24 protein-coding genes are annotated in these 24,331 nt (G+C 68.5%); 12 read left to right on the forward strand and 12 right to left on the reverse strand.

Translation table 11 applies throughout. The features are described 5' to 3' along the window. Positions 1–77 precede the first annotated feature (77 nt). The 5 genes from ABZ382_RS17595 to ABZ382_RS17615 all read right to left on the reverse strand — a co-directional run bounded on the left by ABZ382_RS17595 (position 78) and on the right by ABZ382_RS17615 (position 4,903). The gene (locus ABZ382_RS17595) at positions 78–1,229 is read right to left on the reverse strand and encodes an acetyl-CoA C-acetyltransferase (RefSeq protein ID WP_357089965.1); all 1,152 of its coding nucleotides are present in this window, start codon (positions 1,227–1,229) and stop codon (positions 78–80) included. Between the two features lie 49 nt (positions 1,230–1,278). After that, entirely contained in the window at positions 1,279–1,887 is a 609-nt protein-coding gene (locus ABZ382_RS17600; protein ID WP_357089804.1) for a TetR/AcrR family transcriptional regulator, read from the reverse strand. Positions 1,888–1,935: 48 nt separating this feature from the next. Then, complete coding sequence (locus ABZ382_RS17605) at positions 1,936–2,640, reverse strand: hypothetical protein (RefSeq protein ID WP_357089807.1); 705 nt, start codon at positions 2,638–2,640, stop codon at positions 1,936–1,938. A gap of 251 nt (positions 2,641–2,891) precedes the next feature. Then, positions 2,892–3,686: an SDR family oxidoreductase gene (locus ABZ382_RS17610; protein WP_357089810.1), complete on the reverse strand. Its 795-nt coding sequence runs from the start codon at positions 3,684–3,686 to the stop codon at positions 2,892–2,894. Beyond that, complete coding sequence (locus tag ABZ382_RS17615) at positions 3,683–4,903, reverse strand: acyl-CoA dehydrogenase family protein (protein ID WP_357089968.1); 1,221 nt, start codon at positions 4,901–4,903, stop codon at positions 3,683–3,685. Before ABZ382_RS17615 ends, ABZ382_RS17610 begins: the two co-directional genes overlap by 4 nt. 71 nt (positions 4,904–4,974) lie before the next feature. On the opposite strand from ABZ382_RS17615, the gene ABZ382_RS17620 reads away from it, so the two are divergent. The 6 genes from ABZ382_RS17620 (at position 4,975) to ABZ382_RS17645 (ending at position 11,266) form a co-directional block, all read left to right on the forward strand. Next, positions 4,975–6,525: a FadD3 family acyl-CoA ligase gene (locus tag ABZ382_RS17620; RefSeq protein ID WP_357089812.1), complete on the forward strand. Its 1,551-nt coding sequence runs from the start codon at positions 4,975–4,977 to the stop codon at positions 6,523–6,525. Further along, positions 6,522–7,406: an enoyl-CoA hydratase gene (locus ABZ382_RS17625; RefSeq protein WP_357089815.1), complete on the forward strand. Its 885-nt coding sequence runs from the start codon at positions 6,522–6,524 to the stop codon at positions 7,404–7,406. The genes ABZ382_RS17620 and ABZ382_RS17625 overlap by 4 nt, the downstream gene beginning before the upstream one ends. Next, the gene (locus ABZ382_RS17630) at positions 7,407–8,537 is read left to right on the forward strand and encodes an acyl-CoA dehydrogenase family protein (protein ID WP_357089818.1); all 1,131 of its coding nucleotides are present in this window, start codon (positions 7,407–7,409) and stop codon (positions 8,535–8,537) included. 19 nt (positions 8,538–8,556) lie between these two features. Continuing rightward, a complete protein-coding gene (locus ABZ382_RS17635; protein ID WP_357089821.1) occupies positions 8,557–9,600 on the forward strand; it encodes an acyl-CoA dehydrogenase family protein in 1,044 nt (347 codons plus the stop codon). 28 nt (positions 9,601–9,628) lie between these two features. Further along, a complete protein-coding gene (locus ABZ382_RS17640; RefSeq protein WP_357089824.1) occupies positions 9,629–10,672 on the forward strand; it encodes an acyl-CoA dehydrogenase family protein in 1,044 nt (347 codons plus the stop codon). 267 nt (positions 10,673–10,939) lie between these two features. Next, positions 10,940–11,266 (forward strand): heavy metal-binding domain-containing protein, encoded by a 327-nt coding sequence (locus tag ABZ382_RS17645; RefSeq protein ID WP_357089971.1) that lies wholly within the window; start codon positions 10,940–10,942, stop codon positions 11,264–11,266. Between the two features lie 8 nt (positions 11,267–11,274). Here ABZ382_RS17645 and ABZ382_RS17650 read toward each other — a convergent pair whose 3' ends face one another. Next, positions 11,275–12,726 (reverse strand): amino acid permease, encoded by a 1,452-nt coding sequence (locus ABZ382_RS17650; RefSeq protein WP_357089826.1) that lies wholly within the window; start codon positions 12,724–12,726, stop codon positions 11,275–11,277. 164 nt (positions 12,727–12,890) lie between these two features. Between ABZ382_RS17650 and ABZ382_RS17655 the strand changes: the two genes are divergently transcribed. Beyond that, positions 12,891–13,643, forward strand: a complete 753-nt coding sequence (locus ABZ382_RS17655; RefSeq protein ID WP_357089829.1) for a DUF427 domain-containing protein — start codon at positions 12,891–12,893, stop codon at positions 13,641–13,643. 5 nt (positions 13,644–13,648) lie between these two features. On the opposite strand, the gene ABZ382_RS17660 is transcribed toward ABZ382_RS17655, so the two are convergent. Both ABZ382_RS17660 and ABZ382_RS17665 read right to left on the reverse strand, forming a co-directional pair. Continuing rightward, the gene (locus ABZ382_RS17660) at positions 13,649–14,383 is read right to left on the reverse strand and encodes a Sir2 family NAD-dependent protein deacetylase (RefSeq protein ID WP_357089831.1); all 735 of its coding nucleotides are present in this window, start codon (positions 14,381–14,383) and stop codon (positions 13,649–13,651) included. 71 nt (positions 14,384–14,454) lie between these two features. Beyond that, positions 14,455–15,369: an AraC family transcriptional regulator gene (locus tag ABZ382_RS17665; protein ID WP_357089834.1), complete on the reverse strand. Its 915-nt coding sequence runs from the start codon at positions 15,367–15,369 to the stop codon at positions 14,455–14,457. An 82-nt stretch (positions 15,370–15,451) separates the two neighbouring features. Between ABZ382_RS17665 and ABZ382_RS17670 the strand changes: the two genes are divergently transcribed. After that, positions 15,452–15,862: a cupin domain-containing protein gene (locus tag ABZ382_RS17670; protein ID WP_357089837.1), complete on the forward strand. Its 411-nt coding sequence runs from the start codon at positions 15,452–15,454 to the stop codon at positions 15,860–15,862. A gap of 86 nt (positions 15,863–15,948) precedes the next feature. Here the strand turns inward: ABZ382_RS17670 and ABZ382_RS17675 are convergent, their stop codons facing one another. Both ABZ382_RS17675 and ABZ382_RS17680 read right to left on the reverse strand, forming a co-directional pair. Then, entirely contained in the window at positions 15,949–16,278 is a 330-nt protein-coding gene (locus tag ABZ382_RS17675; RefSeq protein WP_357089840.1) for a hypothetical protein, read from the reverse strand. Continuing rightward, on the reverse strand, positions 16,278–17,483 hold the full coding sequence (locus ABZ382_RS17680) for a Rieske 2Fe-2S domain-containing protein (protein ID WP_357089842.1): 1,206 nt from the start codon (positions 17,481–17,483) through the stop codon (positions 16,278–16,280). The genes ABZ382_RS17675 and ABZ382_RS17680 overlap by 1 nt, the downstream gene beginning before the upstream one ends. A 200-nt stretch (positions 17,484–17,683) precedes the next feature. Between ABZ382_RS17680 and hsaA the strand changes: the two genes are divergently transcribed. From hsaA to hsaB, 4 genes are read left to right on the forward strand one after another with little or no spacing between them, the layout of a single operon-like run. Then, positions 17,684–18,853, forward strand: coding sequence for a 3-hydroxy-9,10-secoandrosta-1,3,5(10)-triene-9,17-dione monooxygenase oxygenase subunit (gene hsaA / locus ABZ382_RS17685; protein WP_357089844.1), 1,170 nt, complete (start codon positions 17,684–17,686; stop codon positions 18,851–18,853). A 3-nt stretch (positions 18,854–18,856) separates the two neighbouring features. Next, positions 18,857–19,735 carry a 4,5:9,10-diseco-3-hydroxy-5,9,17-trioxoandrosta-1(10),2-diene-4-oate hydrolase gene (gene hsaD, locus ABZ382_RS17690; protein WP_357089847.1) on the forward strand — a complete coding sequence of 293 codons (879 nt, stop codon included), beginning with the start codon at positions 18,857–18,859 and terminating at the stop codon, positions 19,733–19,735. A 2-nt stretch (positions 19,736–19,737) separates the two neighbouring features. Next, the gene (gene hsaC / locus ABZ382_RS17695; protein WP_357089850.1) at positions 19,738–20,637 is read left to right on the forward strand and encodes an iron-dependent extradiol dioxygenase HsaC; all 900 of its coding nucleotides are present in this window, start codon (positions 19,738–19,740) and stop codon (positions 20,635–20,637) included. A 44-nt stretch (positions 20,638–20,681) separates the two neighbouring features. Next, positions 20,682–21,278 (forward strand): 3-hydroxy-9,10-secoandrosta-1,3,5(10)-triene-9,17-dione monooxygenase reductase subunit, encoded by a 597-nt coding sequence (gene hsaB, locus ABZ382_RS17700; RefSeq protein ID WP_357089853.1) that lies wholly within the window; start codon positions 20,682–20,684, stop codon positions 21,276–21,278. A 152-nt stretch (positions 21,279–21,430) separates the two neighbouring features. On the opposite strand, the gene ABZ382_RS17705 is transcribed toward hsaB, so the two are convergent. Then, positions 21,431–22,291, reverse strand: a complete 861-nt coding sequence (locus ABZ382_RS17705; RefSeq protein WP_357089855.1) for a MaoC/PaaZ C-terminal domain-containing protein — start codon at positions 22,289–22,291, stop codon at positions 21,431–21,433. 299 nt (positions 22,292–22,590) lie between these two features. After that, on the reverse strand, positions 22,591–24,306 hold the full coding sequence (gene kstD, locus ABZ382_RS17710; RefSeq protein WP_357089858.1) for a 3-oxosteroid 1-dehydrogenase: 1,716 nt from the start codon (positions 24,304–24,306) through the stop codon (positions 22,591–22,593). Between the last annotated feature and the right edge of the window lie 25 nt (positions 24,307–24,331).

The raw sequence follows: 24,331 nt of genomic DNA on the forward strand, positions 1-24,331 counted from the left end.
AACCGACGGGCCGGCACACGAAGCCGAAAGCCGCACACCGTAATCCGGTGCGCGGCTTTCGAAACGGTCGGGCGGGACTAGCCCAGGCGCTCGATGATGGTGACGTTGGCGGTGCCGCCACCCTCACAGATGGTGAGCAGACCGTAGCGGCCGTTCACCCGCTCCAGCTCGTTGAGCAGGGTGGAGAACAGCTTGGCGCCGGTGGCGCCCAGCGGGTGGCCGAGCGCGATGGCGCCACCGTTGACGTTCACCTTGTCCGGGTCGGCGCCGGTCTCCTTGATCCAGGCCAGGACGACCGAGGCGAAGGCCTCGTTGATCTCGATGACGTCCATGTCGTGGATGGTGAGGCCGGTCTTCTCCAGCGCCCACTGGGTGGCCGGGATCGGCGCGGTGAGCATGAAGATCGGGTCCGCGCCGCGGGCGCTCACGTGGTGGATGCGGGCGCGCGGGGTCAGGCCGTACTCCTGCACCGCCCACTCCGAGGCGAGCAGGGTGGCGCTGGAGCCGTCGGAGATCTGGCTGGCCAGCGCGGCGGTGATGCGGCTGCCCTCGGCGAGCGGCTGCAGGCCGGCCATCTTCTCCAGGGTGGTCTCGCGCGGGCACTCGTCGATCGAGAACTCGCCGACCGGGATGATCTCGCGGTCGAACTTGCCGTCCACGATGGCCTTGCGGGCGCGGTCGTGGCTGCGCAGCGCCCACTCCTCCATCTCCTGGCGGGAGATGTCCCACTTCTCGGCGATCATGGTGGCCGAATTGAACTGCGACACTTCACCGGTGCCGTAGCGGTGGTCCCAGCCCTGCGCGCCGACGAACGGCGAGTCGAAGCCGTACTGCTGGCCGGCCAGCATGGCCGCGGAGATCGGGATGGCGCTCATGTTCTGCACGCCGCCCGCCACGATCACCTCGGCGGTGCCGGACATGATGGCCTGCGCGCCGAAGGTGATGGCCTGCTGCGAGGAACCGCACTGGCGGTCCACGGTCACGCCCGGCACGGACTCCGGGTAGCCGGCGGCCAGCCACGAGGAGCGGGCGATATTGCCGGCCTGCGGGCCGATGGTGTCGCAGCAGCCGAACACCACGTCGTCCACGGCGGCCGGGTCCAGGTTGTGGCGCTCGAGCAGGCCCTTGATGGCGGCCGCGCCCAGGTCGGCCGGGTGCACGGCGGACAGCGAGCCGCCCCGCTTGCCGACCGGGGTGCGCACGGCGTCGATCACGTACGCCTCACGCATCGGCGAGTACTGGCGGCGGGACGGTGCTGACATGAAAACTCCTACTGCTCTAGGCGCGCTGGTCGGGGCTGGTGAGCCCGTCGAGAACGATGGTCAGGTACTGCTTGGCGAGGTTGTCCACGGTGATCCGGCCGCCGGGCTGGTACCAGCGCACCGACACCCAGACGGTGTCGCGCAGGAACCGGTAGGCCAGCTCGATGTCCATCTCCGGACGGAAGCTGCCGTCGGCGACGCCCTTGGCCAGCACCTGGTGCCAGAGCTCGCGGAACTCCTTGTTGTATTCGGCGATGTAGTCGAATCGTGGAGTGCCACTGAGGCGTTTGGCCTCGGCCTGGTAGATGGCGACGGCGGCGTGGAACCGGTCGAAGGATTCGTAGGACGCGGTGACCAGGGCCTCGAGGGTGTCGCGCGCGGGCACGCCCGCCGACACGATCTCGCGGTAGCGTCCGAAGAGGTCGTCGAGGAACCCGCGCAGGATCTCGTCCACCATGGCTTCTTTGGAATCGAAGTGGTGGTACAGACTCCCGGATAGAATCCCCGCCGCGTCGGCAATGTCGCGCACCGTGGTGGCACGCAGGCCACGCTCCGCGAATAGGTTCGCGGCGAGGCCGAGCAGCTCGGTGCGACGTGCCGATTTGGAGGGGTCTGGTTGGGTCACTCCGTCAATATACAACCAAGCATTTGCTTGGTCCAGGTGTGTTCCCACTCATCGCATCGAGAAGCGCAAGGGAGAGGACACCGATAGGTCGGCCAGCAGGCGGTCGCAGATGACGATCGGCGAGATGCCCGCGCGGGCCATCCGGGCCACCAGTGCCAATCTGCGCTCGGGACTGTCCCATTCGACGGTCAGCGGATCCCGGCCCGGCCCGGCGTCCACGGTGGCCATGACCCGAGGTGGCGCGTCGCCCCGCGCGGGTTCCTCGATGAGTTTCAACACCATGCCGCGCTGCCACGCGCGATAGGTCTCCATATCCGCGCCGACCACCAATTTGTCGGTGGCGGCGCACAATCCCTGCGCGATCCCGTCGGCGAAGGCCACATGGTCGTAGCGCAGGCGGCGGCAGGTCCGGACCACCTCGAGCAGGTCGGACCGCACCTCGCACAGCAGGGCCGTTCGTTTTCGGCGGCGTTGTTCGGCTTCGGTGTCCGGATGCCCGGCGGCCCGGGACAGACCGAGTCGGCGGGCGCGATCGCGGTCGCGAATCATGTCCTGCCGCAACGCGGCCCGCGGGTCACGTGTCACATCGGATTCGTCCACCGCGTGTTGTTCGAGGATCTGCGCCGCGCGCATGGCGGTGGCGCACTCGGAGTCGTGGTCGAGTAATTCCGCACCCAAAGTCAGTGCGGCCAGAACGCCATTGTCGAGCCTGCGACGCGCCAGTACGACCTCGCGCACGAGCTCGAGTTCCATTTCCTCGTGGGCGTGTTCTGGACGTGCTTGTTGTCGGCGATCCGGACCCATGGGTCGTGCCCTTCGACTAGCGGTACCGGCCTAAACAAGGATTGCACAACCAGAGGGTCGGCGCGCCAGCCATTTATTTCTTCGGTAAAACGGGCACTGCCGCGTCCCCGGAGGGAACGCGGCAGTGAGAAAAGCTGCGACCGCACGGCACAGCATTTCGTATCGGCCGAACGCACTAATTCGGCCGAGCCCGAAACGAATTACGCGCGCTGGCTCGAAATGGAGACGACCTCACCGGTCAGGTAGGTGGTGTAGTCGCTGGCGAGCATGGCGATGGTGGCGGCCACCTCCCATGGCTCGGCGGCGCGGCCGAAGGCCTCACCGGCGGCCAGGCGGTCGAGCAGGTCGCCCGAGGTGACCTTGTCCAGGAAGGCGTGGCGGGCGATGGACGGGGCCACTGCGTTGATCCGCACGCCGTACTCGGCGGCCTCGACGGCCGAGCAACGGGTCAGCGCCATCACGCCGGCCTTGGCGGCGGCGTAGTGGGCCTGGCCGTGCTGGGCGCGCCAGCCGAGCACCGAGGCGTTGTTCACGACGACGCCGCCGTGGCCCGCCTCGCGGAAGTACTTCAGCACCGCGCGGGTGGCGCGGAAGGTGCCGTTGAGGGTGATGTCGAGGACCTTGTCCCACTGCTCGTCGGTCATGTCGACGACCGGGACCTCGCCGCCCAGACCGGCGTTGTTGACCATGACGTCGATGCGGCCGAACGCGGCGACGGCGCCGGCGATCAGGGCGTCGACCTGCTCGGTGGAGCTGACGTCGCACGGCACCGAAGCGACCCGGCGGTCCGGGAACTCGGCCTGCAGGGCCTCCTCGGTCTCCTTCAGGCGACGCTCGTGCCAGTCGGAGATCACCACGTCCGCGCCCTCGGAGAGCAGGCGACGCGCGGTGGCCGACCCGATGCCGGTGCCCGCGGCGGCGGTGACCACGGCGATCTTGCCCGCCAGCAGGTTGTGGCCGGGGGTGATTTCGGGGGCGGTGGACAGATCCGTCACGGTCGAGCCTCTCGGGGAAGTCCGAGCACGCGCTCGGAGATGATATTGCGCTGCACTTCGTTCGAACCGCCGTAGATGGTGTCCGCGCGAGTGAAGAGGAACATGCGCTGCCAGGCGTTCAGGTCATCGCCCTCGCCGTCGGCGATCAGGCCGGGCGCGCCGAGCACGTCCATGGCCAGCTCACCGAGGTCGCGGTGCCAGTTGGCCCACAGCAGCTTGGTGACCGACGCCTGACCCGCGGCGGTGCGAGCGTCCACCGACGCGCCGTCGTGGCCGGACTCGAGGGTGCGCAGCACGTGGGCGCGCAGCACCCGCAGGCCGACCCACGCCTTGTCCAGGCGATCGGCGATGACCGGGTTGTCGATCGCGCCGTTCTCCTTGGCCACGGCCTCCAGATCGGCAAGCTCCCGCGCGTAGCGGATCTGCTGGCCTACCGTGGAGATGCCGCGCTCGAAGGTGAGCGTGCCCATGGCGACCTTCCAGCCGTCGCCGGGCTGCCCGACCACCAGATCTGCGGCGGTGCGGGCGTTCTCGAAGAAGACCTCGTTGAATTCCGCGGTCCCGGTGAGCTGGATGATCGGCCGCACCTCGACGCCCGGCTGCTTCATGGGCACGAGCAGATAGGACAGGCCGTGATGGCGGGTCGAGCCCTTCTCGGTGCGGGCGACCACGAAGCACCAGTCCGACAGATGCGCCAGCGAGGTCCAGACCTTCTGACCGTTGATGACCCACTCGTCGCCCTCGAGCTGGGCGGAGGTGGTGACGGCGGCCAGGTCCGAACCCGCGCCCGGCTCCGAGTAGCCCTGGCACCACAGTTCGGTGACATTGCGGATGCCGGGCAGGAAGCGCTGCTTCTGCTCCTCGGTGCCGAAGGCCAGAACGGTCGGGCCGAGCAGTTCCTCACCCAGGTGCGAGACCCGGGCCGGGGCGTCGGCCTTGGCGTATTCCTCGTGGAAGATGACCTGCTGGCGCAGGGTGGCGTCGCGACCGCCCCACTCCTTGGGCCAGCCCAGGCAGGTCAGCCCGGCGGCGGCGAGGGCGCGGTCCCATTCGAGCCGCTCCTCGAAAGCCTCGTGCTCGCGCCCGGGACCACCCAGACCGCGCAGCTCGCGGAACTGGCCGTTCAGGTTCTCGGCCAGCCATTCCCGCACCTCGGTGCGGAATTCGGCATCCTCGCGGGGCTCAGTCCCGCTGGCCGGTTCGGGGGTCTGGATCATGCTCACGTCGGTAGAGTAACCTACCAAGCACTTGCTTTGTTAGACCCATTCCCGGACAGCGAGGAAGCCCAGTGACATCTCCTCCGCAGACCACACCGCTCGCTCTGCACGCGGCGGCGGACGCCTACGGTGACGCGGCCGCCGTCGCCGACGGTGCCGTGCGACTGAGCTGGTCGCAACTGCTGGACTCGGTCCGTGAGACCGCCCGTGCGCTCATGGCCCGCGGCATCGAACGCGGCGATCGCATCGGCATCTGGGCGCCCAACACCCATCACTGGGTGACCGCGGTGCTGGCCACCCACTACGTGGGCGCGACCATCGTGCCGCTGAACACGCGGTACGTCGCCGACGAGGCGGCGGACACGCTGTCGCGGGTGCACGCCAAGGCGCTGTTCATCGCCGGTGAGTTCCTCGGCCGTGACCGGCTGGCCGAATTGCGGGCGCACGCACCCGAACTGGGCATCGAGACGATCGTCGTGATTCCGGTCGAGGGCGAGGCTCCCGTCGAGAACGCCATCGCCTGGTCCGATCTGGGCAAGGTGGCCGAGACCGTCAGCCTCGACGAGGTCGTGGCGCGCGCGGAATCGGTGTCGCCGGACGATCTTTCCGACATCCTGTTCACCTCGGGCACCACCGGACGCAGCAAGGGCGCGCTCATCGCGCACCGCCAGCTGCTGACCAGCGCCCGGGCCTGGGCCGACTGCGCCACCCTGAACAGCGACGACCGCTACCTGGTGGTGCCGCCGTTCTTCCACAGCTTCGGCTACAAGGCGGGCATCATCACCTGCCTGGCCACCGGCGCGACCATCGTGCCGCAGGCCGTGTTCGACGTGCCCGAGACCATGCGCTTGATCGCCGCCGAGCGCATCACCGTGCTCACCGGCCCGCCGACCATTCACCAGACCATCCTCGATCACCCCCAGCGGGATGCCGCGGATCTGTCCAGCCTGCGCGTCGCGGTGACCGGTGCGGCCACCGTGCCGGTGGTGCTCATCGAAAGACTGCGCTCGGAGCTGACTTTCGACGTGGTGCTGACCGCCTACGGCCAGACCGAGTCGGGCGGCTTCGGCACCATGTGCCGCCCCGAGGACTCCAGCGAGACCATCGCCAACACCTGCGGCCGCCCCATCGACGGCTTCGAGATGAAGCTGGCCGACAACGGCGAGCTGCTGCTGCGCAGCGACCAGGTGATGCGTGGCTACCTCGAAGACCCGCAGGCCACCGCCGCCACCATCGATCCGGACGGCTGGCTGCACACCGGCGATGTGGCGGTGATCGACGAGCGCGGGTACATGAAGGTCACCGACCGGCTCAAGGACATGTACATCTCCGGCGGCTTCAATGTGTATCCCGCCGAGGTGGAGCAGGCCATGGCCCGCATCGACGGCGTCGCCGAGACCGCGGTCATCGGCGTGCCCGACGAGCGCATGGGCGAGGTCGGCAAGGTGTACGTGGTGCGCCGGGCGGGCTCGGAACTGACCGCCGAGGACGTGATCGCGCAGGCCAAGACCATGCTGGCCAACTTCAAGGTGCCGCGGTTCGTGGAATTCCGTGACGCGCTGCCCTACAACGCGGCGGGCAAGGTCCTGAAGCGCAACCTACGTGATGAGGAGAAGGCGTGAGCCAGGAATTGGGGCCCATCCCCGATGAGGGCGAAGTCGTCCTCTACGAGAAGCGCGGCCCGATCGCGGTCGTCACGCTGAACCGGCCGGACTTCCGCAACGCGCAGAACTCGGTCATGACCTACGCGCTCGACGCCGCCTTCACCAAGGCCGTCGAGGACGCCGAGGTCAAGGTGATCGTCCTGGCCGGGGCCGGAAAGCATTTCAGCGCCGGGCACGATATCGGCACGCAGGGCCGCGACCACCACATCTCCTACGAGAACCAGGCCGTCATGTGGTGGGACCACGTGGACCGGCCGGGCGGCGATCAGCGGTTCGCGCGCGAGTCCGAGGTGTACCTGGGCATGTGCCGGCGCTGGCGGGAGATCCCCAAGCCGACCATCGCCATGGTGCAGGGCGCGTGCATCGCGGGCGCGCTCATGCTGGCGTGGGCCTGCGACATGATCGTGGCCTCCGAGGACGCGTTCTTCTCCGATCCGGTGGTGCGCATGGGCATTCCGGGCGTCGAGTACTTCGCGCACCCGTGGGTGCTGGGTCCGCGGCGCGCCAAGGAGGTGCTGTTCACCGGTGAGCGCTTCACCGCGGCACAGGCTTACGAGTGGGGAATGCTGAATCGCGTTGTCCCGCGCGAGGAGCTGGAGGCGCAGACCTTCGCGCTCGCCGAGAAGATCGCGGAGATGCCGCAGTTCGGGCTGGCGCTCACCAAGAAGGCCGTCAACCAGTGCGAGGACCTGATGGGGATGCGCGCGGGCATGGATTCCGTGTTCGGCCTGCATCACTTCGCGCACGCGCACAACGCCGAGGTCGGCACCGGCTCATTGGGCGGCATGGACGCCAAGTCCATGAAGGCTGCCGCTACCACCAACGACAGGGCAAAGTAAGTGGATCTCGAATTCGACAGCAAGACCGAGGAATTCCGCGCCGAGGTGCGCGACTTCCTGGCGGCCAACAAGCCCGCCGCTCCCCTGCCGTCCATGGACACCAAGGCCGGTTTCGAACTGCACCGCGAGTGGGAGGCCAAGCTGGCCGACGCCCGCCTGTCGTGTGTGGCCTGGCCCGCCGAGTACGGCGGCCGCGACGCCTCGCTGACCGAATGGGTCATCTTCGAGGAGGAGTACTACGCCGCGGGCGCGCCGGGTCGCGTCTCGCAGAACGGCATCTTCCTGCTGGCGCCCACCCTGTTCGAGCACGGTTCGCCCGAGCAGCTGGCCCGCATCCTGCCGAGAATGGCTCGCGCCGACGACATCTGGGCGCAGGCCTGGTCCGAGCCGGAGGCCGGTTCCGACCTGGCCGGTATCCGCTCCACCGCCAAGCGCACCGAGGGCGGCTGGCTGCTCAACGGCCAGAAGACCTGGAGCTCGCGGGCCTCGTTCGCGGACTGGGGTTTCGGCCTGTTCCGCAGTGACCCGGAGGCCGAGCGCCACCGCGGCCTCACCTACCTGATGTTCCCGCTCACCGCGGAAGGCATCACGGTGCGGCCGATTCCGCAGCTGGACGGCGAGCCGGGCTTCGCGGAGATCTTCCTGGACAACGTGTTCGTGCCGGATCAGGACGTGATCGGCGAGGCGAACAACGGCTGGAAGGTCGCCATGGCGACCTCGAGCAACGAGCGCGGTCTGTCGCTGCGCGCGCCGGGCCGGTTCAACGCCACCGCCCGCAAGCTGATCGAGCTGTGGACGGACTCTGCCGCCGAGTCCGACACCGCCGCGGCCGACCGCGTGGTCGACGCGTGGGTGGGCGCGGAGGCGTACCGCCTCAACACCTGGGCCACCGTGACCCGCCTGGCCGACGGCGGCCAGCTGGGCGCGGAGTCCTCGGTGAACAAGGTGTTCTGGTCGGATCTGGACATCGCCATGCACGAGACCGCGCTCGATCTGCACGGCGCGGCCGCGGAGCAGGAGTCGGCGTGGACCGACGGCTACCTGTTCTCGCTGGCGGGCCCGATCTACGCCGGCACCAACGAGATCCAGCGCAACATCATCGCCGAACGCCTGCTCGGCCTGCCGCGATAGCCACAGGGAGGACGACGACATGCGATTCGCATTGACCGCAGAACAGAACGATTTCGCCGCCAGCCTGCGCAAGATGGGCGAGGCCGCCAAGACGCCGGGCGTGGTCCGGGCGTGGGGCGAGGGCGAGGCCGCCGCCGGGCGCGCGCTGATCGGCCAGCTGGCCGAGGCGGGCGCGCTGGGGCTGACCGTCTCCGAGGACAACGGCGGCTTCGGCGCCGGTCCGGTCGAGATGATCGTGGCCTTCACCGAGATCGGCCGGGCCGCCGTGCCGGGTCCGCTGGTGGAGACCGCCGCCGCGATTCCCGCACTGCTGCAGGCGCTTCCGGACTCGGCGCTCGCCGCCGAGAAGCTGCCGGAGCTGGCCGAGGGCGCGAAGCTGGGCACCCTCGCGGTGACCGCGTCGGCCGGCGCGAACGCGGGCCGCTCCGCCGGCGCCGCCACCGCGCTGGACGCCGATATCGCCGACCTGGTGCTGATCGCCGAGGGCGACCGCATCGCGGTGGGCACCGCCGGTGACCTGGTGACGTCGGTGGACGCCGCGCGCCGCCTGTTCACCGTGACCGCGGGCGAGACCCTGGCCGAGGGCGAAGGCGTCAGCGCCGCCATCGATCTGGCCTTCGACACCGCCGCTCTGGCCGCCGCCGCGCAGCTGCTCGGCGCGGGCCGGGCCATGTTGGACACCAGCGTCGAGTACGTGAAGCAGCGCCAGCAGTTCGGTACCCCGATCGGCCGCAACCAGGCCATCAAGCACCACCTGGCCAATGCCCACATCGGCCTGGAGATGGCGCTGCCGCTGCTCTACCGCGCCGCCCTGACCCTGGAGTCGGGCGCGGACGCCGAGACCCGCGGTCGCGACATCTCCGCGGCCAAGCTGGCCTGCGGTGAGGCGGCGTACCAGACCGCGCGCATCGCGCTGCAGGTGCACGGCGCGATCGGCTACACCGCCGAATGCGATCTGTCGCTGTGGCTGACCAAGGTCACCGCCCTGCGTTCGGCCTGGGGCACCCCGGCCGAGCACCGCGCCCGCATCGCCGCCGCCCTGCGCGCCGGCAATGTGGCATGAGCACCTTTAATCCGTTGGGAGCGAACGCATGAGCCTCACTGCCGAACAGCAGGAACTCGTCACCACCGTGCGCGCGGTGCTGACCAAGCACGGTGACAGCGCGGCCATGCGGCGCGGGCTGGAGACCGAGCGCGGCTACGACGAACAGCTGTGGAAGCTGCTGTGCGAGCAGGTCGGCGTGGCGGCCCTGGCCATTCCGGAGGAGTTCGGCGGCATCGGGGTCGGCCTGGTCGAATCCCTGCTGGTGGTCGAGGAACTCGGCCGCACGCTGTCCGCGCCCCCGATGCTCGGTTCGACCGTGCTGGGCGTGCAGGCGCTGCTGCTGGCCGGGAACACCGAGGCCGGCGAGCGGCTGCTGCCGGAGGTCGCCGAGGGCGCGCGGACGCTGGCCCTGTGCTGGGCGGCGGCGAGCGGCTGGGACGCCTTCGGTGTCCAGTCGGCCGGTGGAACCCTCTCGGGCTCCGCGCATTACGTGCTCGACGGCGTGTTCGCCGACACCCTGCTGGTGCTCACCGCCGACGGCCTGTTCGAGGTCGCGGGCGACGCGGCGGGTGTCACCCGCACCGCCGTGGTCACCCAGGACCCGACCCGCAAGCTGGCGCGCGTCGACTTCGACTCCGTGGCGGCGACCCCGCTGGGGCAGCTCGACGTCACCCGCCTGCGTGAGATCGCCTGGGCCGCCATGGTTGCCGAGCAGATCGGCGCGGCCGAGCAGTGCCTCGACATGACCGTCGAGTACTCGAAGTCGCGTGTGCAGTTCGGTCGCCCGATCGGCAGCTTCCAGGCCCTCAAGCACCGCATGGCCGACATGTACGTGCTGGTGGAGTCGGCCCGCTCGCTGGGCTACCTGGCGATCGCCGGTCTCGCCGAGGGCGCGATCGACCCGATCGACATCCAGGCCGCTCGCCTGCACGCCATCGACACCTTCAACTCGGTGGTCTCGGAGACCGTCCAGATGCACGGCGGCATCGCCATCACCTGGGAACACGACGCGCACCTGTTCTTCAAGCGCGCCCACGCCGACGCCCAGCTGTTCGGCACTCCCGCCCGCCCCCTGGCCCGCCCGGCCTAGCGGCGACGCTTTCCCGAACGGCCCGTGCGCGATTCACCGCGCACGGGCCGTTCGCCGTCCCCGGCCCGTTCACCTGGATGCCGCCCGCGGTCGATTCCGCCCCGTACCATCCCGCTCATGAACCAACCCATGCCGCCGCAGCAGCCCTATCAGCAGCAGTACCCGCAGCAGGGTCCCGGCCAGCAGCCCTATCCCCCGCAGGGCCAGGCCCCCTACCCGCAGCAGGGCCAGCCGCAGCCGCAGCAGCCGCCGGCTCCGCAGTTCCCGATCCTGGTGTCCACCATGAACGATGTGCCGGGGCAGGAGATCGTCCGGGTGATCGGTGAGGTCGCGGGGCTGACCGTGCGCAGTCGTGGTCTCGGCGCGAACTTCGCGGCCGGGTTCCGGGCCTTGGGCGGCGGCGAGATTCACGAGTACACGCAGCTGCTGTACCAGTCGCGGCACGAGGCGATCATGCGAATGTGCCAACATGCGATGGCCTACGGCGCGAATGCGGTGATCGCAATGCGCTTCGACTGCAACGAGATTGCCAACACCATGAGCGAGGTAGCCGCCTACGGCACCGCGGTCGTGGTCAAACCCGCCGGGGAGTAATCGGGCGGTCAGTGGTGGAGCACCTCGACCTCGCGGACCGGCTTCTTGCGACCGAATCTGGCGCGCAGGGGGTAGATCGCCATGACCGCCAGGAGGCTGACGGTGGAGGCGATGAGCTGGTTGCGCTGGTCGGGGTTGCGGGCCATCGCGACGAAGACGGCGAACAGGGCGATGATCACGGCCCAGCTGACGTAGGGATAGCCCCACATGCGGTAGGTGAGGGCGGAGGGGTCCTCGCGGCGGAGACGGGCGCGCAGGCGGAGCTGGGAGAACATGATCGCCACGTAGACGAAGGCCAGCACCACGCCGATGGAGTTCACCAGGAAGGTGAAGACCTTGTCCGGGGAGACATAGGAGGCGATGACCGCGCCCCAGGCGGCGATGGTGCCGAGCAGGACGGCCCGGGCGGGGACGCCGCGCTTGTTGAGCTTCACCAGGGCGGCGGGGGCGTCACCGTCGCGGGTGAGGACGTAGAGCATGCGGGAGGAGACGTAGATGGCCGAGTTCAGCACCGACAGCACCGCGGTCAGGATGACGACCTGCATGATGGTGCCCGCGGCGGGGATGCCGATGTGTTCGAGGGCGCTGACGAACGGGCTCTTCAGCACCTTGGCGTCGTTCCAGGGCAGGATCGTGACCACCAGGAAGATCGAGGCCACGTAGAACAAGCCCACCCGCCACAGCACACTGTTGGTGGCCCGGGTGACGGCCTTGGCCGGTTCCTTGGTCTCGGCGGCCGCGACGGTGACGATCTCGGTGCCGCCGAAGGCGAACATCACCACCACGATTGCCGAGAAGATGCCGGTGACCCCGTTGGGCGCGAAACCGCCATGGCCGGTGAGATTCCCGAATCCGGACTGCGACCCGGGCCAGAGCCCGAAGATCCAGGCCAGCCCGACCGCCAGGAAGCCGACGATGGCCACCACCTTGATGGAGGCGAACCAGAACTCGAACTCGCCGAACGACTTCACCGACAGCAGGTTGACGGCGGTCATGATGATCAGCAGTCCGGCCGAGAGCACCCACTGGTCCAGGTCGACCCAGGTGCCGAGGATGGCCGCCCCGGCCACCGCCTCGGCCCCGACCAGGATGACGTAGAGGTACCAGTACAGCCAGCCGACGGTGAATCCGGCGAACGGGCCCATGGCCAGGCGCGCGTACTCCCCCATCGAGCCGGCGACCGGGCGGGCGACCACCATCTCACCGAGGGCGCGCAGCACGGCCAGCACCACCAGCCCGGCGGCCGCGTAGGACAGCACGGCGGCGGGCCCGGCGGTCTGGATGACCGATCCGCTGCCCACGAACAGGCCCGCCCCGATCGCCCCGCCGATGCCGATCATGGTCATGTGGCGGCGTCGGAGCCCGGTGCGCAGCCCCTGAGGCTCGGGTGGGGCGGCGTCGGCGCCCGCCGTCAGCGTGCCGTCCGGCCCCGTCACGAGCGTCTCGACCGGTTCCGACATCTGACCGCCACCTTCTTGTGTTGCCCATAAATTGCGAGCCCACCCTATCGAGCCTGGTCAGCCGGGGAAAATCGCCTCCCGCACCGAACTGGACACGCGTCGGCCCGCTTCCCGAATCCGCTTCGCCGCCAGCCGCTTCCATGGCGGGCGTACCGTCGGAAGGTATGACCGAGACTCAGCGCGGCCGAGTACGCGTCGAACCGAGCGCCAAGCGGGTACGCGCCTACCTCGGCGGTCACCTGGCCGCGGACACCGTCACTCCGACGCTGGTGTGGGAGTCCCCGCACTACCCCACCTACTACCTGCCGGTCGCCGACCTGCGGGCCAAGCTGGAACCCAATGGCAAGACCCGCCCGTCCCCCAGCCGCGGCACCGGCACCGAGTTCGATGTGGTGACCGACGGCGTGGTGGCGGCCGGGGCGGCCGTCCGGCACCTCGATTCCCCACTCCCGGAACTGCGTGACCTGGTGAAACTGGATTTCCACGCCATGACGGAATGGTTCGAGGAGGACGAACCGATCTACGTGCACCCGCGCGACCCCTACACCCGGGTGGACATCCTCGGCAGTTCCCGGCACGTGCGGGTGGAACTGAACGGCCAGGTGCTGGCCGATTCGCACGGCCCGCGCATCCTGTTCGAGACCGGCCTGCCGGCGCGCTACTACGTGCCGCTCACCGATGTCCGGATGGACCTGCTGACACCGTCGGACACCGAGACGCACTGTCCATACAAGGGCACCGCCGAATACTGGTCGGTCCGGCTCGGCGACGAGGTGTTCCCGGACCTGGTCTGGATCTACCGCACGCCGCTGCCGGAGAGCCAGAAGATCGCCGGGCTCGCCTGTTTCTACAACGAGAAGATCGACCTATGGATCGACGGCGAACTCCAGGCCCGCCCGAAGACCCCGTTCAGCTGAACCTCTCAGTCCCCCAGGATCTCCGACACCAACCGGGGTAGCGCGACCCCGATCGGTTCGCGCACGATCTCGGCGGCGTACTCGTCGTACGGGGTCGGCTCGGCGTTCACCACGACCAGGTCCGCGCCCGCGTCCACGGCCACCGCGCACATCGAGGCCGCGGGCTCGACCTGGAGCGTACTGCCCACGGCCAGAAAGATTTCCGCGGTCTCGGCGATCTGCACGGCCGCCCGGATCGCATCCGAATCCAGGTGCTGCCCGAACATGATGGTGGCCGCCTTGAGGATTCCGCCGCACTCCGGGCAGGCGGGATCCGGGTCCCCGGCGGCGACCTTCTCCAGGGTGGCCGCCATGGAGTCGGTGAATTCGCAGTCGACGCAGACGACTTCGAACATATTGCCGTGGATCTCCACGACCGTGTCCGAGCCCGCCCGTTGATGCAGCCGGTCGATGTTCTGCGTGATGATCCCGACCTGCCGCTCCGCCGCCAGCCTGGCCAGCGCGCGATGGGCGTCGTTCGGGGTGGCCGTCCAGGCCGGATTGTCGCGGCGGGCCAGCCAGGCCCGCGCCCGCAATTCCGGATCGGCCACATAGTTCTGATAGGTGGAGAGCAGTTCCGCGATCGGATCCTTGGTCCAGGCCCCGCGCGGCCCACGGAAATCCGGAATCCCGGAATCGGTGGAGATGCCCGCGCCCGTCAGTACCCCGATCGGTCCCTTGCGTGCACGCCAGTCCGTCACGCCTGCCAGCCTAGGCCGCCGCGCCGCCCTTCCGCCTCCGGATTCACCGGCCGTTCAGCAGCCCGCCCACCTCACACCGCGATGACCGCGGGCTGACCCTCCGCGCGCCGGTACTGTCCCGGCGCCAGCCCGTATTCGCGTTTGAACGCCTTGGCGAACGCGAATTCGCTCTGGTAGCCGACCTTTCGGGCGACGGTCGACAACGGGGTGTCGGACTCCCGGAGCAGCCGCGCCGCGGTGAGCATGCGCCACCGGGTGAGGTAGGACAGCGGCGGCTCGCCGACCGTGGCCGTGAACCGCCGGGCCAGGGTGGCCCGCGAAACACCCGCCACGGCAGCGAGTTCGGGTACCGCCCAGCCCCGCTCGGGCGCTTCGTGCATGGCACGCAGGGCGGTCGCGACGGCCGGATCGGTGAAGGCCGCGGCCCAGCCCGTCGGCGCGTCGGCCCGATCGTCGAACCAGGCGCGCAGGGCGAACAGCAGCAGGGTCTCCAGCAGGGCCGGGATGGCGGCGTCGGTGCCCGCCCGCGGTTCGGAGATCTCGGCGGCGAGCAGGTCCACCGCTCCGCGCAGGGCGGGGTGGCGGCCGGGACGGGCGGGGAGATGGATGAATTCGGGCAGCTCGTCCAGCAGCGGGTGGCTGCGCTGCCGCCCGAGTTCGTAGGCCCCGCAGACCAGCACGCAGCGCGCACCCGGCCCGGCGATCTCCCGCGGCTCGCCCGGCCGCGCCTGCTCGGTGACGGCGCTGTCGAGACGGTCCACCAGCAGGTGGTCAGCCCCGCGGGGCATGAAGATCACATCGCCGACGCCGAGGGCCATCGGCTCCCCGTCCGGCGGCACCAGCCAGCACGAACCCTGCAGCACCACATGGAATCCCGAGCCGGGCACCACCGGATACGCGCGGCCCCACGGCGCGTGCCGCACGAACATGCCGGAGGTGGGGTGACCGGTCCGAATGGCGGAGATGGCTTCGCTGAGCAGGTCCACGCTTCGACCATATCCGCTCGCCACAGCCTGTTGATTCTCGCGCCGCCCCGCATCCCGGGGCGTCGGGAAATACAGTGAACCGATGAGCGACGACCGTCCGAAACTGGCCGTGGAATTGGATCTTCAGCCGCATCCCGAGGGTGGCTGGTATCGCGAAACCTGGCGCAGCCCGGTGGAATTCACGCCGGATGACTATCCGGGGCCGCGGGCGAGCGGCACCGCGATCTACTTCCTGCTACTGCCGGGTGAGAAGTCCGCGCCGCACACGGTGGCCTCGGACGAGATCTGGTTCTGGCATCGGGGTGGTCCCCTGCTGCTGAACATCGGGGGTGAGGAGATCGTCCTCGGACCCGATGTCGAGCAGGGGCAGCGCCCCCAGGCGGTGGTTCCCGGCGGGATCAGCCAGGCCGCCCGTCCGGCGGGAGACGACTACGCGCTGGTGAGTTGCGTCGTCTCCCCCGGATTCGACTTCGCCGACTTCCGGCTCGACTGAGGGAGTGTCCACTCTTCAGTTCTCGTGCCCGCCGCGCTTTCGCGCGGCGGGCACGCTGCAAGTGAAACCCGGTGGGTCGACCGACTTCAGTCGTCGATCCCGAGAAGTCCTTCCGCGACCGCGTGGTCGATGGTCTTCTCGAGGTTCGGGCACGAGTCCGGCTTCCCGGTGGTGGGCCCGGACTCGGCCAGCTTGCGGAAGACGGGGCAGGTGGCGGCCGGGTCGGTCGTCCACTGCACCGTCTTCTGGTTGTGGCTGTGCTTGCGCACCTGCACCTGGGTGCCGCAGGTCTGACACGCGATCGGCGTCAGCCCGGACTCCATGTAGTGCTCTTTGTCGACGACCGTCTGGGCGCGCACCTGCGCTCGCTGTTCCGGCCGGTCCGCGAAATCGGGTGCCTTCGCCCAGGTGGTCATCAGGCGTTCGCCTCCTGCGCGGCGGCCGCTTCGGCCTCCGCCTTCTTGCGCAGGTTCTCCTCGACCTCGAGACCCCACTGCTCGTTGGCCTTGGAGGTGTCGATCTCGAATTCGAAGCGCTGCGTCATCTTCGGGTCGATGTCGGCGACATCGACGTAGAACTGCTCGTACCAGCGACGCAGCTGGTAGACCGGGCCGTCTTCCTCGGTCAGCAGCGGGTTGTCGATCTTGGACTTGTGCTTCCAGATCTCGACGTCCTGCAGGAAGCCCTCGGACACGCCCTCGGTCATCTTGGCCGCGAACTTCTCCGCCTGCTCCTCGGGCAGCCCCTGCGGCTTCTGCAGCGACACACCCCACTGCAGCACGAACGAGTCCTGCGAGACCGGGTAGTGGCAGTTGATGAGGACCGTCTTGACCTCGAAGCCGCTGTAGATGTTGAGCAGCGGGTTGATCATGTACGACGGGCCGAAGTACGACGCCTCGGACTTGAGCAGCACGTCGATGCCGTTCTCAGCGGCCTTGCCGACGTCCGGACGGCCCTTGGTCTCGAGGTACTGGGTGGCGACGTGACCTTCGAGGACGTTCTTGAAGTACGTCGGGAAGGCGTAGTGGATATAGAAGAAGTGCGCCATATCCACGACGTTGTCGATGATCTCGCGGCAGTTGGAACCCTCGATCAGCAGCGAGTGCCAGGTCCAGTCGGTCCAGCCGTCGTTGAGGCTCTCCGACGGGGTGCCGTCGGCATTGGTGTACGGACCCTCGATGTAGGGAATCGTCACCTCGTCCGAGGGCGGGTTGCCCTCGTGGTCGTGCCAGACGTACAGCTGGCCGTTGCGCTCGAGCGTGGTCCACGCGCGGGTGCGGGCCAGCGGGGGCACGCGGCGGGCGTACGGAATACCGGTGCACTTGCCGTTGCCGCCCCAGCGCCAGTCGTGGAACGGGCAAGCGATGGAGTCGCCCTTGACCTCACCCATGGAGAGGTCGCCGCCGAGATGGCGGCAGTAGGAGTCCAGGACCTTCAGTTCACCCTGGCTGTTCATGAAAACGACCAGCTTGGTGCCGAAAATATTGACCGAGTGCGGCTTGCCGTCCCGGAAGTCCTTGGCCAGGCCTACACAGTGCCAGCCCCGGGCGAAACGGGTGGGCGCGGAGCCCACGTCGATCTCGCGGACCTTCCCGCGGGGCCCTTGGGGGGTTGTCGCCATTTCCTGATCCTCCTATGGATGTACTAGAACACGTTACAAAATCGGCCGGAGGTTTGCCAGCGATAGGACCAACTACCAGGATGGCGTCTCTCTGAGCTGGGCGTGAACCGCGTTCTCGACAGGAATAAGAACGTGTTCTACTCTCAGGGGCAAACGAAGACCGCTTCCGGTCCCCGTACCAGGCAGGAGCAACTGGCGAGATGACGCAAGAAGTAGTTGAGCGGGTAGAGGCGCTGCTGCCGACCCTGCGTGAGCGCGCCCAGGAGACCGAGGATCTGCGCCGCCTTCCGGACCAGACCGTCAAGGATCTGCAGGCGACCGGCTTCTTCAAGCTCGTGCAGCCCAAGCAGTGGGGCGGCTACGCCGCGGATCCGGTGATCTTCTATGACCAGGTCCGCAAGCTGGCCAGCGCGTGTGGTTCCACCGGCTGGTGTGCCGGCATCCTCGGCATCCACAACTGGCACCTGGCGCTGTTCGACCAGAAGGCCCAGGAAGAGGTCTGGGGCAACGACACCGAGGTCCGGATCTCCTCCTCCTACGCCCCGATGGGCGCGGGCGTGGTGACCGAGGACGGCTCGGGCTACACCGTCAACGGTTCGTGGGCCTGGTCCTCCGGCTCCGATCACGCCGACTGGGTGTTCGTCGGCGGTCCGGTCATCAAGAACGGCAAGCCGGTCGACTTCGGCTCGTTCCTGATCCCCCGCAGCGAGTACGTCGTCAACGACGTGTGGCACGTGGTGGGCCTGCGCGGCACCGGCTCCAACACCGTCGTGGTCAAGGACGTTTTCGTTCCCAAGCACCGTTTCCTCAGCATGCGGACCATGGGCGAACTGAAATCGCCTGGCCTGGAGCAGAATACCGATCCGCTGTACAAGATGCCGTGGGGCAGCATCCACCCCGCCACCATCACCGCGCCGATCATCGGCATGGGTTACGGCGCCTACGAGGCCCACGTCGAGCACCAGGGCAAGCGCGTGCGCGCCGCCTTCGCCGGCGAGAACGCCAAGGACGACCCGTTCGCCAAGGTCCGGATCGCCGAGGCCGCCAGTGACATCGACGCCGCCTGGCGTCAGCTGTCGGGCAATATCGCCGACGAGTACGCGTGCATCGTGGCGGGCAAGGACGTCCCGTTCGAGATGCGGGCCGCCGCCCGCCGCGACCAGGTGCGCGCCACCGGCCGCGTGATCGCCTCCGTCGACCGCCTCTTCGAGGCCGCCGGCGCCACCGCGCTGGTCGAAGGCACTCCGCTGCAGCGCTTCTGGCGTGACGCCCACGCCGGTCGCGTGCACGCCTCGCAGGATCCCGAGCGCGCCTACGTCATGTACGGCACCCACGCGTTCGGCCTGCCGGTCACCGACGGAATGGTGTAATCCGTGACGGCCGTAGAGGAAATCACCTACGAGTCCACCTCGCGCTTCGCGCAGGTGCGACCGGACCTGAAGCTGCACTATCACGAGGCGGGCGTCGGCAACGGCCCCACCATCGTGCTGCTGCACGGCGGCGGTCCGGGCGCGAGCTCCTGGTCGAACTTCGCCAAGAACATTCCGGTGCTGGCCAAGGACTTCCACGTCCTCGCCGTCGACCAGCCCGGCTTCGGGCAGTCCGACAAGCCGACCGAGCACCCGCAGTACTTCGTGCACTCGTCCTCGGCGCTGAAGGACCTGCTCGACACCCTCGGCATCACCGATCGCGTTCACCTGCTGGGCAATTCGCTCGGCGGCGGCGCGGCCACCCGCTTCGCGCTGGACTACCCGGACCGCGCCGGCAAGCTGGTGCTGATGGGCCCGGGCGGCCTGTCCACCAACCTGTTCGCGCCGGACCCGACCGAGGGCGTGAAGCTGCTGTCCAAGTTCAACTTCGAACCCACGAAGGAGAACCTGGAGGCGTTCCTGCGGATCATGGTCTTCGACCAGTCGCTGATCACGCCGGAACTCGTCGAGGAGCGTTTCGCCTCGGCCTCGCAGCCGGAATCCCTGGCCGCCACCCGCGCCATGGGCAAGTCCTTCGCGGGCGCCGACTTCGCCAAGGGCATGATCTGGCGCGACGCGTTCAAGCTGCGTCAGCCGGTGCTGATGATCTGGGGCCGCGAGGACCGCGTGAACCCGATCGACGGCGCGCTCGTGGCATTGAAGATGGTGCCGCGCGTGCAGCTGCACGTGTTCGGCGGTTGCGGCCACTGGGCGCAGTTGGAGAAGTTCGACGAATTCAACCGCCTGGCAACCGACTTCCTGCTCGGCGTCAAGGAGAAGTGACCATGAGTATCAAGGCACTCGGGTACATGCGCATCGAGGCCACCGACATGGCGGCCTGGCGCGAGTACGGCCTCAAGGTGCTCGGCATGATGGAGGGCAGCGGGCTCGACCCCGATGCGCTCTACCTGCGCATGGACGACTTCGCCGCGCGTCTGATCATCGTGCCGGGCGAGCAGGACCGCCTGCTGGTCTCCGGCTGGGAGGTCACCGACGCCAAGGGCATGCAGGAGCTGCGGGAGTCCCTGGAGAAGGCCGGGGTCGCCTACACCGAGGGCACCAAGGAAGAACTCGGTGAGCGCCGCGTCGAGGGCATGATCCGTTTCCAGGACCCGTCCGGGAACACCCTCGAGGCGTTCTACGGCGCGCAGTACCTGGGCCGCCGCTTCGTGAGCCCGTACGGCCACAAGTTCGTCACCGCCGAGCAGGGTCTGGGCCACGTGGTCCTCACCTGCACCGACGATGCCGCGGCGCAGGCGTTCTACCAGGACGTGCTGGGCTTCCGCCTGCGTGACTCCATGCGTCTGCCCCCGCAGATGGTGGGCCGTCCCGCCGACGGCGACCCGGCCTGGCTGCGCTTCTACGGCTGCAACCCGCGCCACCACGCGCTGGCGTTCCTGCCGCTGCCGAACCCGACCGGGATCGTGCACCTCATGGTCGAGGTGGAGAACTCCGACGATGTCGGCCTCTGCCTGGATCGCGCGAACCGCAAGAAGGTCAAGATGTCGGCTACTCTCGGCCGGCACATCAACGACAAGATGCTGTCGTTCTACATGAAGACGCCGGGCGGGTTCGACATCGAATTCGGCTGTGAGGGACTCGAGGTCGACGATCACTCGTGGATCGCGCGGGAGTCCACCGCGGTCAGCCTGTGGGGCCACGACTTCACCGTCGGCTTCAAGTAGCGAACACGGACAACAGGGGCGGCCGAACAGTGACCGAGGCAGAATTGACCACGAACGCGACCACCGACGGGCACCCCGTCATCGATGGGCGTCAGTTCCGGAATGTGCTGGGGCAGTTCTGCACCGGCATCACCGTCATCACCACCTTCGACGGCGAGGGCGACGAGCGGGCGCCGATCGGCTTCGCGTGCCAGTCGTTCGCCGCCCTGTCCCTCGATCCGCCACTGGTGCTGTTCTGCCCCACCAAGGGCTCCCGCTCCTGGGCGGCGATCGAACGCAACGGCAGTTTCGCCGTGAACATGCTGGCCGAGGAGCAACAGCCGGTGTGCGCCCGTTTCGGTTCCCGCGAACCCGACAAGTTCGGCGGAATCGACTGGCACACCTCGGAGCTGGACCTCCCGGTTTTGGACGGCGCGTTGGCCACGATCCAGTGCACTGTGGACAACGTGCTCGACGGCGGCGATCACTACATCGTGATCGGCCGGGTACAGGCCCTGTCGGAGTCCACGGACTCCGGCAGGCCGCTGCTCTTCTACCGCGGCCAGTACACGGCCATCGAACCGGAGAAGACCACCCCCGCCCCCTGGCGCGCGGATCTCGAACACTTCCTCACCACCACCACGCTCGACACCTGGCTGTGAGGCGGGTTCCTCCAGAACCCTGGCGATAGAAAAGGCCCCTGTGGATTTCATCCACAGGGGCCTTTCACATTGGGGAAGGCTGTGGACAAACCCACGCCCCCAACAACGCCGGGCCGCAACCGGAGTCGGTTGCGGCCCAGTGGAGACCGGGGTCAGGAGTGGGTGAGGACCACGTCGGCGAGGACGGGGGCGTCGTCGCGCTCGACGACGGTCACCGCGATGACGAGCTCGCCGTCCTGCTGCCAGATGCGCGAGCGGAGGGTCTCGCCGGGGTACATGACGCCGGCGAAGCGGGCGCGGAAGCCCTTGACGCGGGAGACGTCCGAGGCCAGGGCGGTGTCGGTGGCGGTCTTGAGGACCAGGCCGTAGGTGCACAGGCCGTGCAGGATCGGGTTCGGGAAGCCGGCGTTGCGGGCGAACTCGGGGTCCGAGTGCAGCGGGTTGCGGTCACCGCACATGCGGTAGAGGAGGGCCTGCTGCGGCAGAGTGGGGGTGAGGACCTCGAAATCCGGTGCGCGGTCGGGGAGTTCGGCCTTCGCGCTCGGGCCACGCTCGCCGCCGAAGCCGCCCTCGCCCTTGGCGAAGATGGAGGAGCGGGAGGTCCACAGGGGCTCGCCGTCGGAGCCGATCGCGACGTCCTCGCGCCAGATGACGGCGTTGCTGCCCTTGTCCCAGATCTCGGTGATCTTGCCGGAGATGGAGCCCTTGCCGGCGGCGGGGATCGGGCGGTGCACGATCGTCTCCTGGCTGCCGTGCACGACCTTCGCCAGGTCGATGTCGATGCCGTCGAACTTCACCTTCGGCGGCTCGGTCTCGTGGAACGAGGGCGCGACGGTCGCGAAGCTCGGCAGCACGGCCGGGTCCCGGTCGTCGAGGTAGCGCAGCTCGGCGGCGTCGGTCCAGCGGTTGCCCGCGCCCAGCGCCAGGTTGTAGGTCTGCACGTCGCTGGCCGACCAGCTGAAATCGCGCGCCGGGATCTGCGCGCCGAGCGCGACACTCAAGTCGATGGGCATGAAAGTTCTCCTCGTGATCGCGACCCCACTCGGGTCCGATGGTTCAACGCGGCCGCCGAGTCCGCAAGCTTGCGCCCGCTGACCGGGTAGCGCGTCGCCGCGCTCGGCTCCATATGCTCGGGATATACGCCGGACCCGCCATCGGAAAGAGCGTTCGCGATGGCGGATCCGGGTTCTTCAGTTGTCGTCACACACCCCGCCGGGATAGAGCGGTACGACGGGATGTGTGGGTGGGTTGGGCGCGGACTCGACGTGACCCGACTCGCGCCCAACCCGATCCTGAACCGGGTTGGGACGGTTCAGGACGCCTTGTCGGCCTTCACCGGCGCGCCGTTCTTCGCCTTGGCGGCGATGTCGAGGGCGGCCAGGTAGCCGAAGGTGATCGCGGGTCCGATGGTCGCGCCGGGACCGGCGTAGGTGTGGCCCATGACCGGCGACGAGGTGTTGCCGGCGGCGTAGAGGCCGTCGATCACGGTGCCGTCCTCGCGCAGCACGCGGGCGTCGTTGTCGGTGACCAGACCACCCTTGGTGCCCAGGTCGCCGGGGACCATCCTGACCGCGTAGAACGGGCCGACCTCGAGCTTGTTGAGGCACGGGTTCGGCTTGATGGTCTCGTCGCCGTAGTAGCGGTCGTAGGCGGAGTCGCCGCGCTTGTAGTCGAGATCCTTGCCGGTCTCGGCGAAGCCGTTGAAGCGCTCGATGGTGGCGGCCAGGTTGTCGGCCGAGACGCCGATCTTCTCCGCGAGAGCTTCTACCGAAGAGGCCTTGACAATGAGGTCGTTTTCCATCCAGCGGGACGGAATCGGCTGGCCAGGCTGCAATCCGGCGAAGATGTAGCGAGACCGGTAGCGCTGATCGAACACGAGCCAGCACGGCACGTTCTCGCCCGGACCCTCACCCTGCCCGTATTCGCCGCCGTACATGGTGTGCACAGCCTCGACGTAAGGAGCGGACTCATTACCGAATCGCTGACCTTGCGTGTTGATCATGATGGATCCGGGCAGGTTTCGCTCGGCGAGGCAGAACCAGGGCTTGCCTTCGCCGCGGAAGGTGGTCGGACCCCACCACGAGTCGTCCATGAAGTCGATCGCTCCGCCCGCTTCGATGCCCGCGCGGATGCCGTCGCCGGTGTTGGCCTCGGCGCCGGTGGTCCACTCGGTGGTGATGGGCTCACGCTGGTACTTGTGCCGCATGTCGGCGTTGCGCTCGAAGCCGCCGCTGCCCAGGATCACGCCGTACTTGGCGTTGAACCGCACGGTCTCGCCGTTCTCGGTGGCCTCGACGCCGGTGACCACGCCGTTCTCGATGACCAGACCGGTCAGCGGGGTGTTGAGCAGCACCGGGACGTTCGCGTCCAGCAGGCCCTTGCGCAGACCCGCGATGATCGCCTGGCCCATGCCGACCAGCGCCTTGCCGGTGGCCTTGCCCCACGCCCAGCGGGTGCCGACGCGCAGCACGCGCAGGATGCCGCTCGGGTGGCGGCGGATCAGGTTGAGCTTCTTGTAGTCGGCCTGCATGACGACCACGTTCAGCGGCGCCTTGCTGTAGGGCGGCTCCAGATTGAAGCGCTCTGCGCCCAGTACCTTCAGGTTGAAGGGCTTGGGCTCGCAGGAGCGGCCGTCCGCCTTGCCGCCCGGTGCCTCCGGGTAGTAGTCGGAGTAGCCCGGCACCCAGGTCATCTTCAGCGCGGAGTGGTCCAGGACGTAGTCGAACGCCTCGGCGCCGCGATCGATGTAGGTGTCGATCTTCTCCTTGGGCACCACGTCGCCGATGATGCTGTAGAGGTAGGTCCGCGCCTCGTCCAGGTCGTCGCCCTTGCCGGCGGCCTTGAGCACCTTGTTTCCGGGAATCCAGACGCCACCGCCCGAACGCGCGGTAGAACCGCCGTAATGAGCGGCTTTTTCGATGAGCACCGTGCGCAGACCGTGGTGCGCAGCGGTGAGGGCGGCGGACATACCGGCGGCACCGCTGCCGACCACCACCACGTCGTAATCCCGATCAGTCATGTAGAACACGTTATAGAATCAATCCTGGTTTGGT

It is taken from the genome of Nocardia sp. NPDC005825, from assembly GCF_040630175.1.
In the GTDB taxonomy this organism is placed as follows: domain Bacteria; phylum Actinomycetota; class Actinomycetes; order Mycobacteriales; family Mycobacteriaceae; genus Nocardia.

Coding starts and splice junctions, on each gene's coding strand:
- ABZ382_RS17675 (WP_357089840.1), bottom strand. CDS start 16,278: ATGACCACCTGGGCGAAGGCACCCGATTTCGCGGACCGGCCGGAACAG.
- ABZ382_RS17635 (WP_357089821.1), top strand. CDS start 8,557: ATGCGATTCGCATTGACCGCAGAACAGAACGATTTCGCCGCCAGCCTG.
- ABZ382_RS17595 (WP_357089965.1), bottom strand. CDS start 1,229: ATGCGTGAGGCGTACGTGATCGACGCCGTGCGCACCCCGGTCGGCAAG.
- ABZ382_RS17650 (WP_357089826.1), bottom strand. CDS start 12,726: ATGTCGGAACCGGTCGAGACGCTCGTGACGGGGCCGGACGGCACGCTG.
- hsaC (WP_357089850.1), top strand. CDS start 19,738: ATGAGTATCAAGGCACTCGGGTACATGCGCATCGAGGCCACCGACATG.
- hsaA (WP_357089844.1), top strand. CDS start 17,684: ATGACGCAAGAAGTAGTTGAGCGGGTAGAGGCGCTGCTGCCGACCCTG.
- ABZ382_RS17605 (WP_357089807.1), bottom strand. CDS start 2,640: ATGGAACTCGAGCTCGTGCGCGAGGTCGTACTGGCGCGTCGCAGGCTC.
- ABZ382_RS17705 (WP_357089855.1), bottom strand. CDS start 22,291: ATGCCCATCGACTTGAGTGTCGCGCTCGGCGCGCAGATCCCGGCGCGC.
- ABZ382_RS17615 (WP_357089968.1), bottom strand. CDS start 4,903: ATGATCCAGACCCCCGAACCGGCCAGCGGGACTGAGCCCCGCGAGGAT.
- ABZ382_RS17680 (WP_357089842.1), bottom strand. CDS start 17,483: ATGGCGACAACCCCCCAAGGGCCCCGCGGGAAGGTCCGCGAGATCGAC.
- ABZ382_RS17640 (WP_357089824.1), top strand. CDS start 9,629: ATGAGCCTCACTGCCGAACAGCAGGAACTCGTCACCACCGTGCGCGCG.
- ABZ382_RS17655 (WP_357089829.1), top strand. CDS start 12,891: ATGACCGAGACTCAGCGCGGCCGAGTACGCGTCGAACCGAGCGCCAAG.
- ABZ382_RS17670 (WP_357089837.1), top strand. CDS start 15,452: ATGAGCGACGACCGTCCGAAACTGGCCGTGGAATTGGATCTTCAGCCG.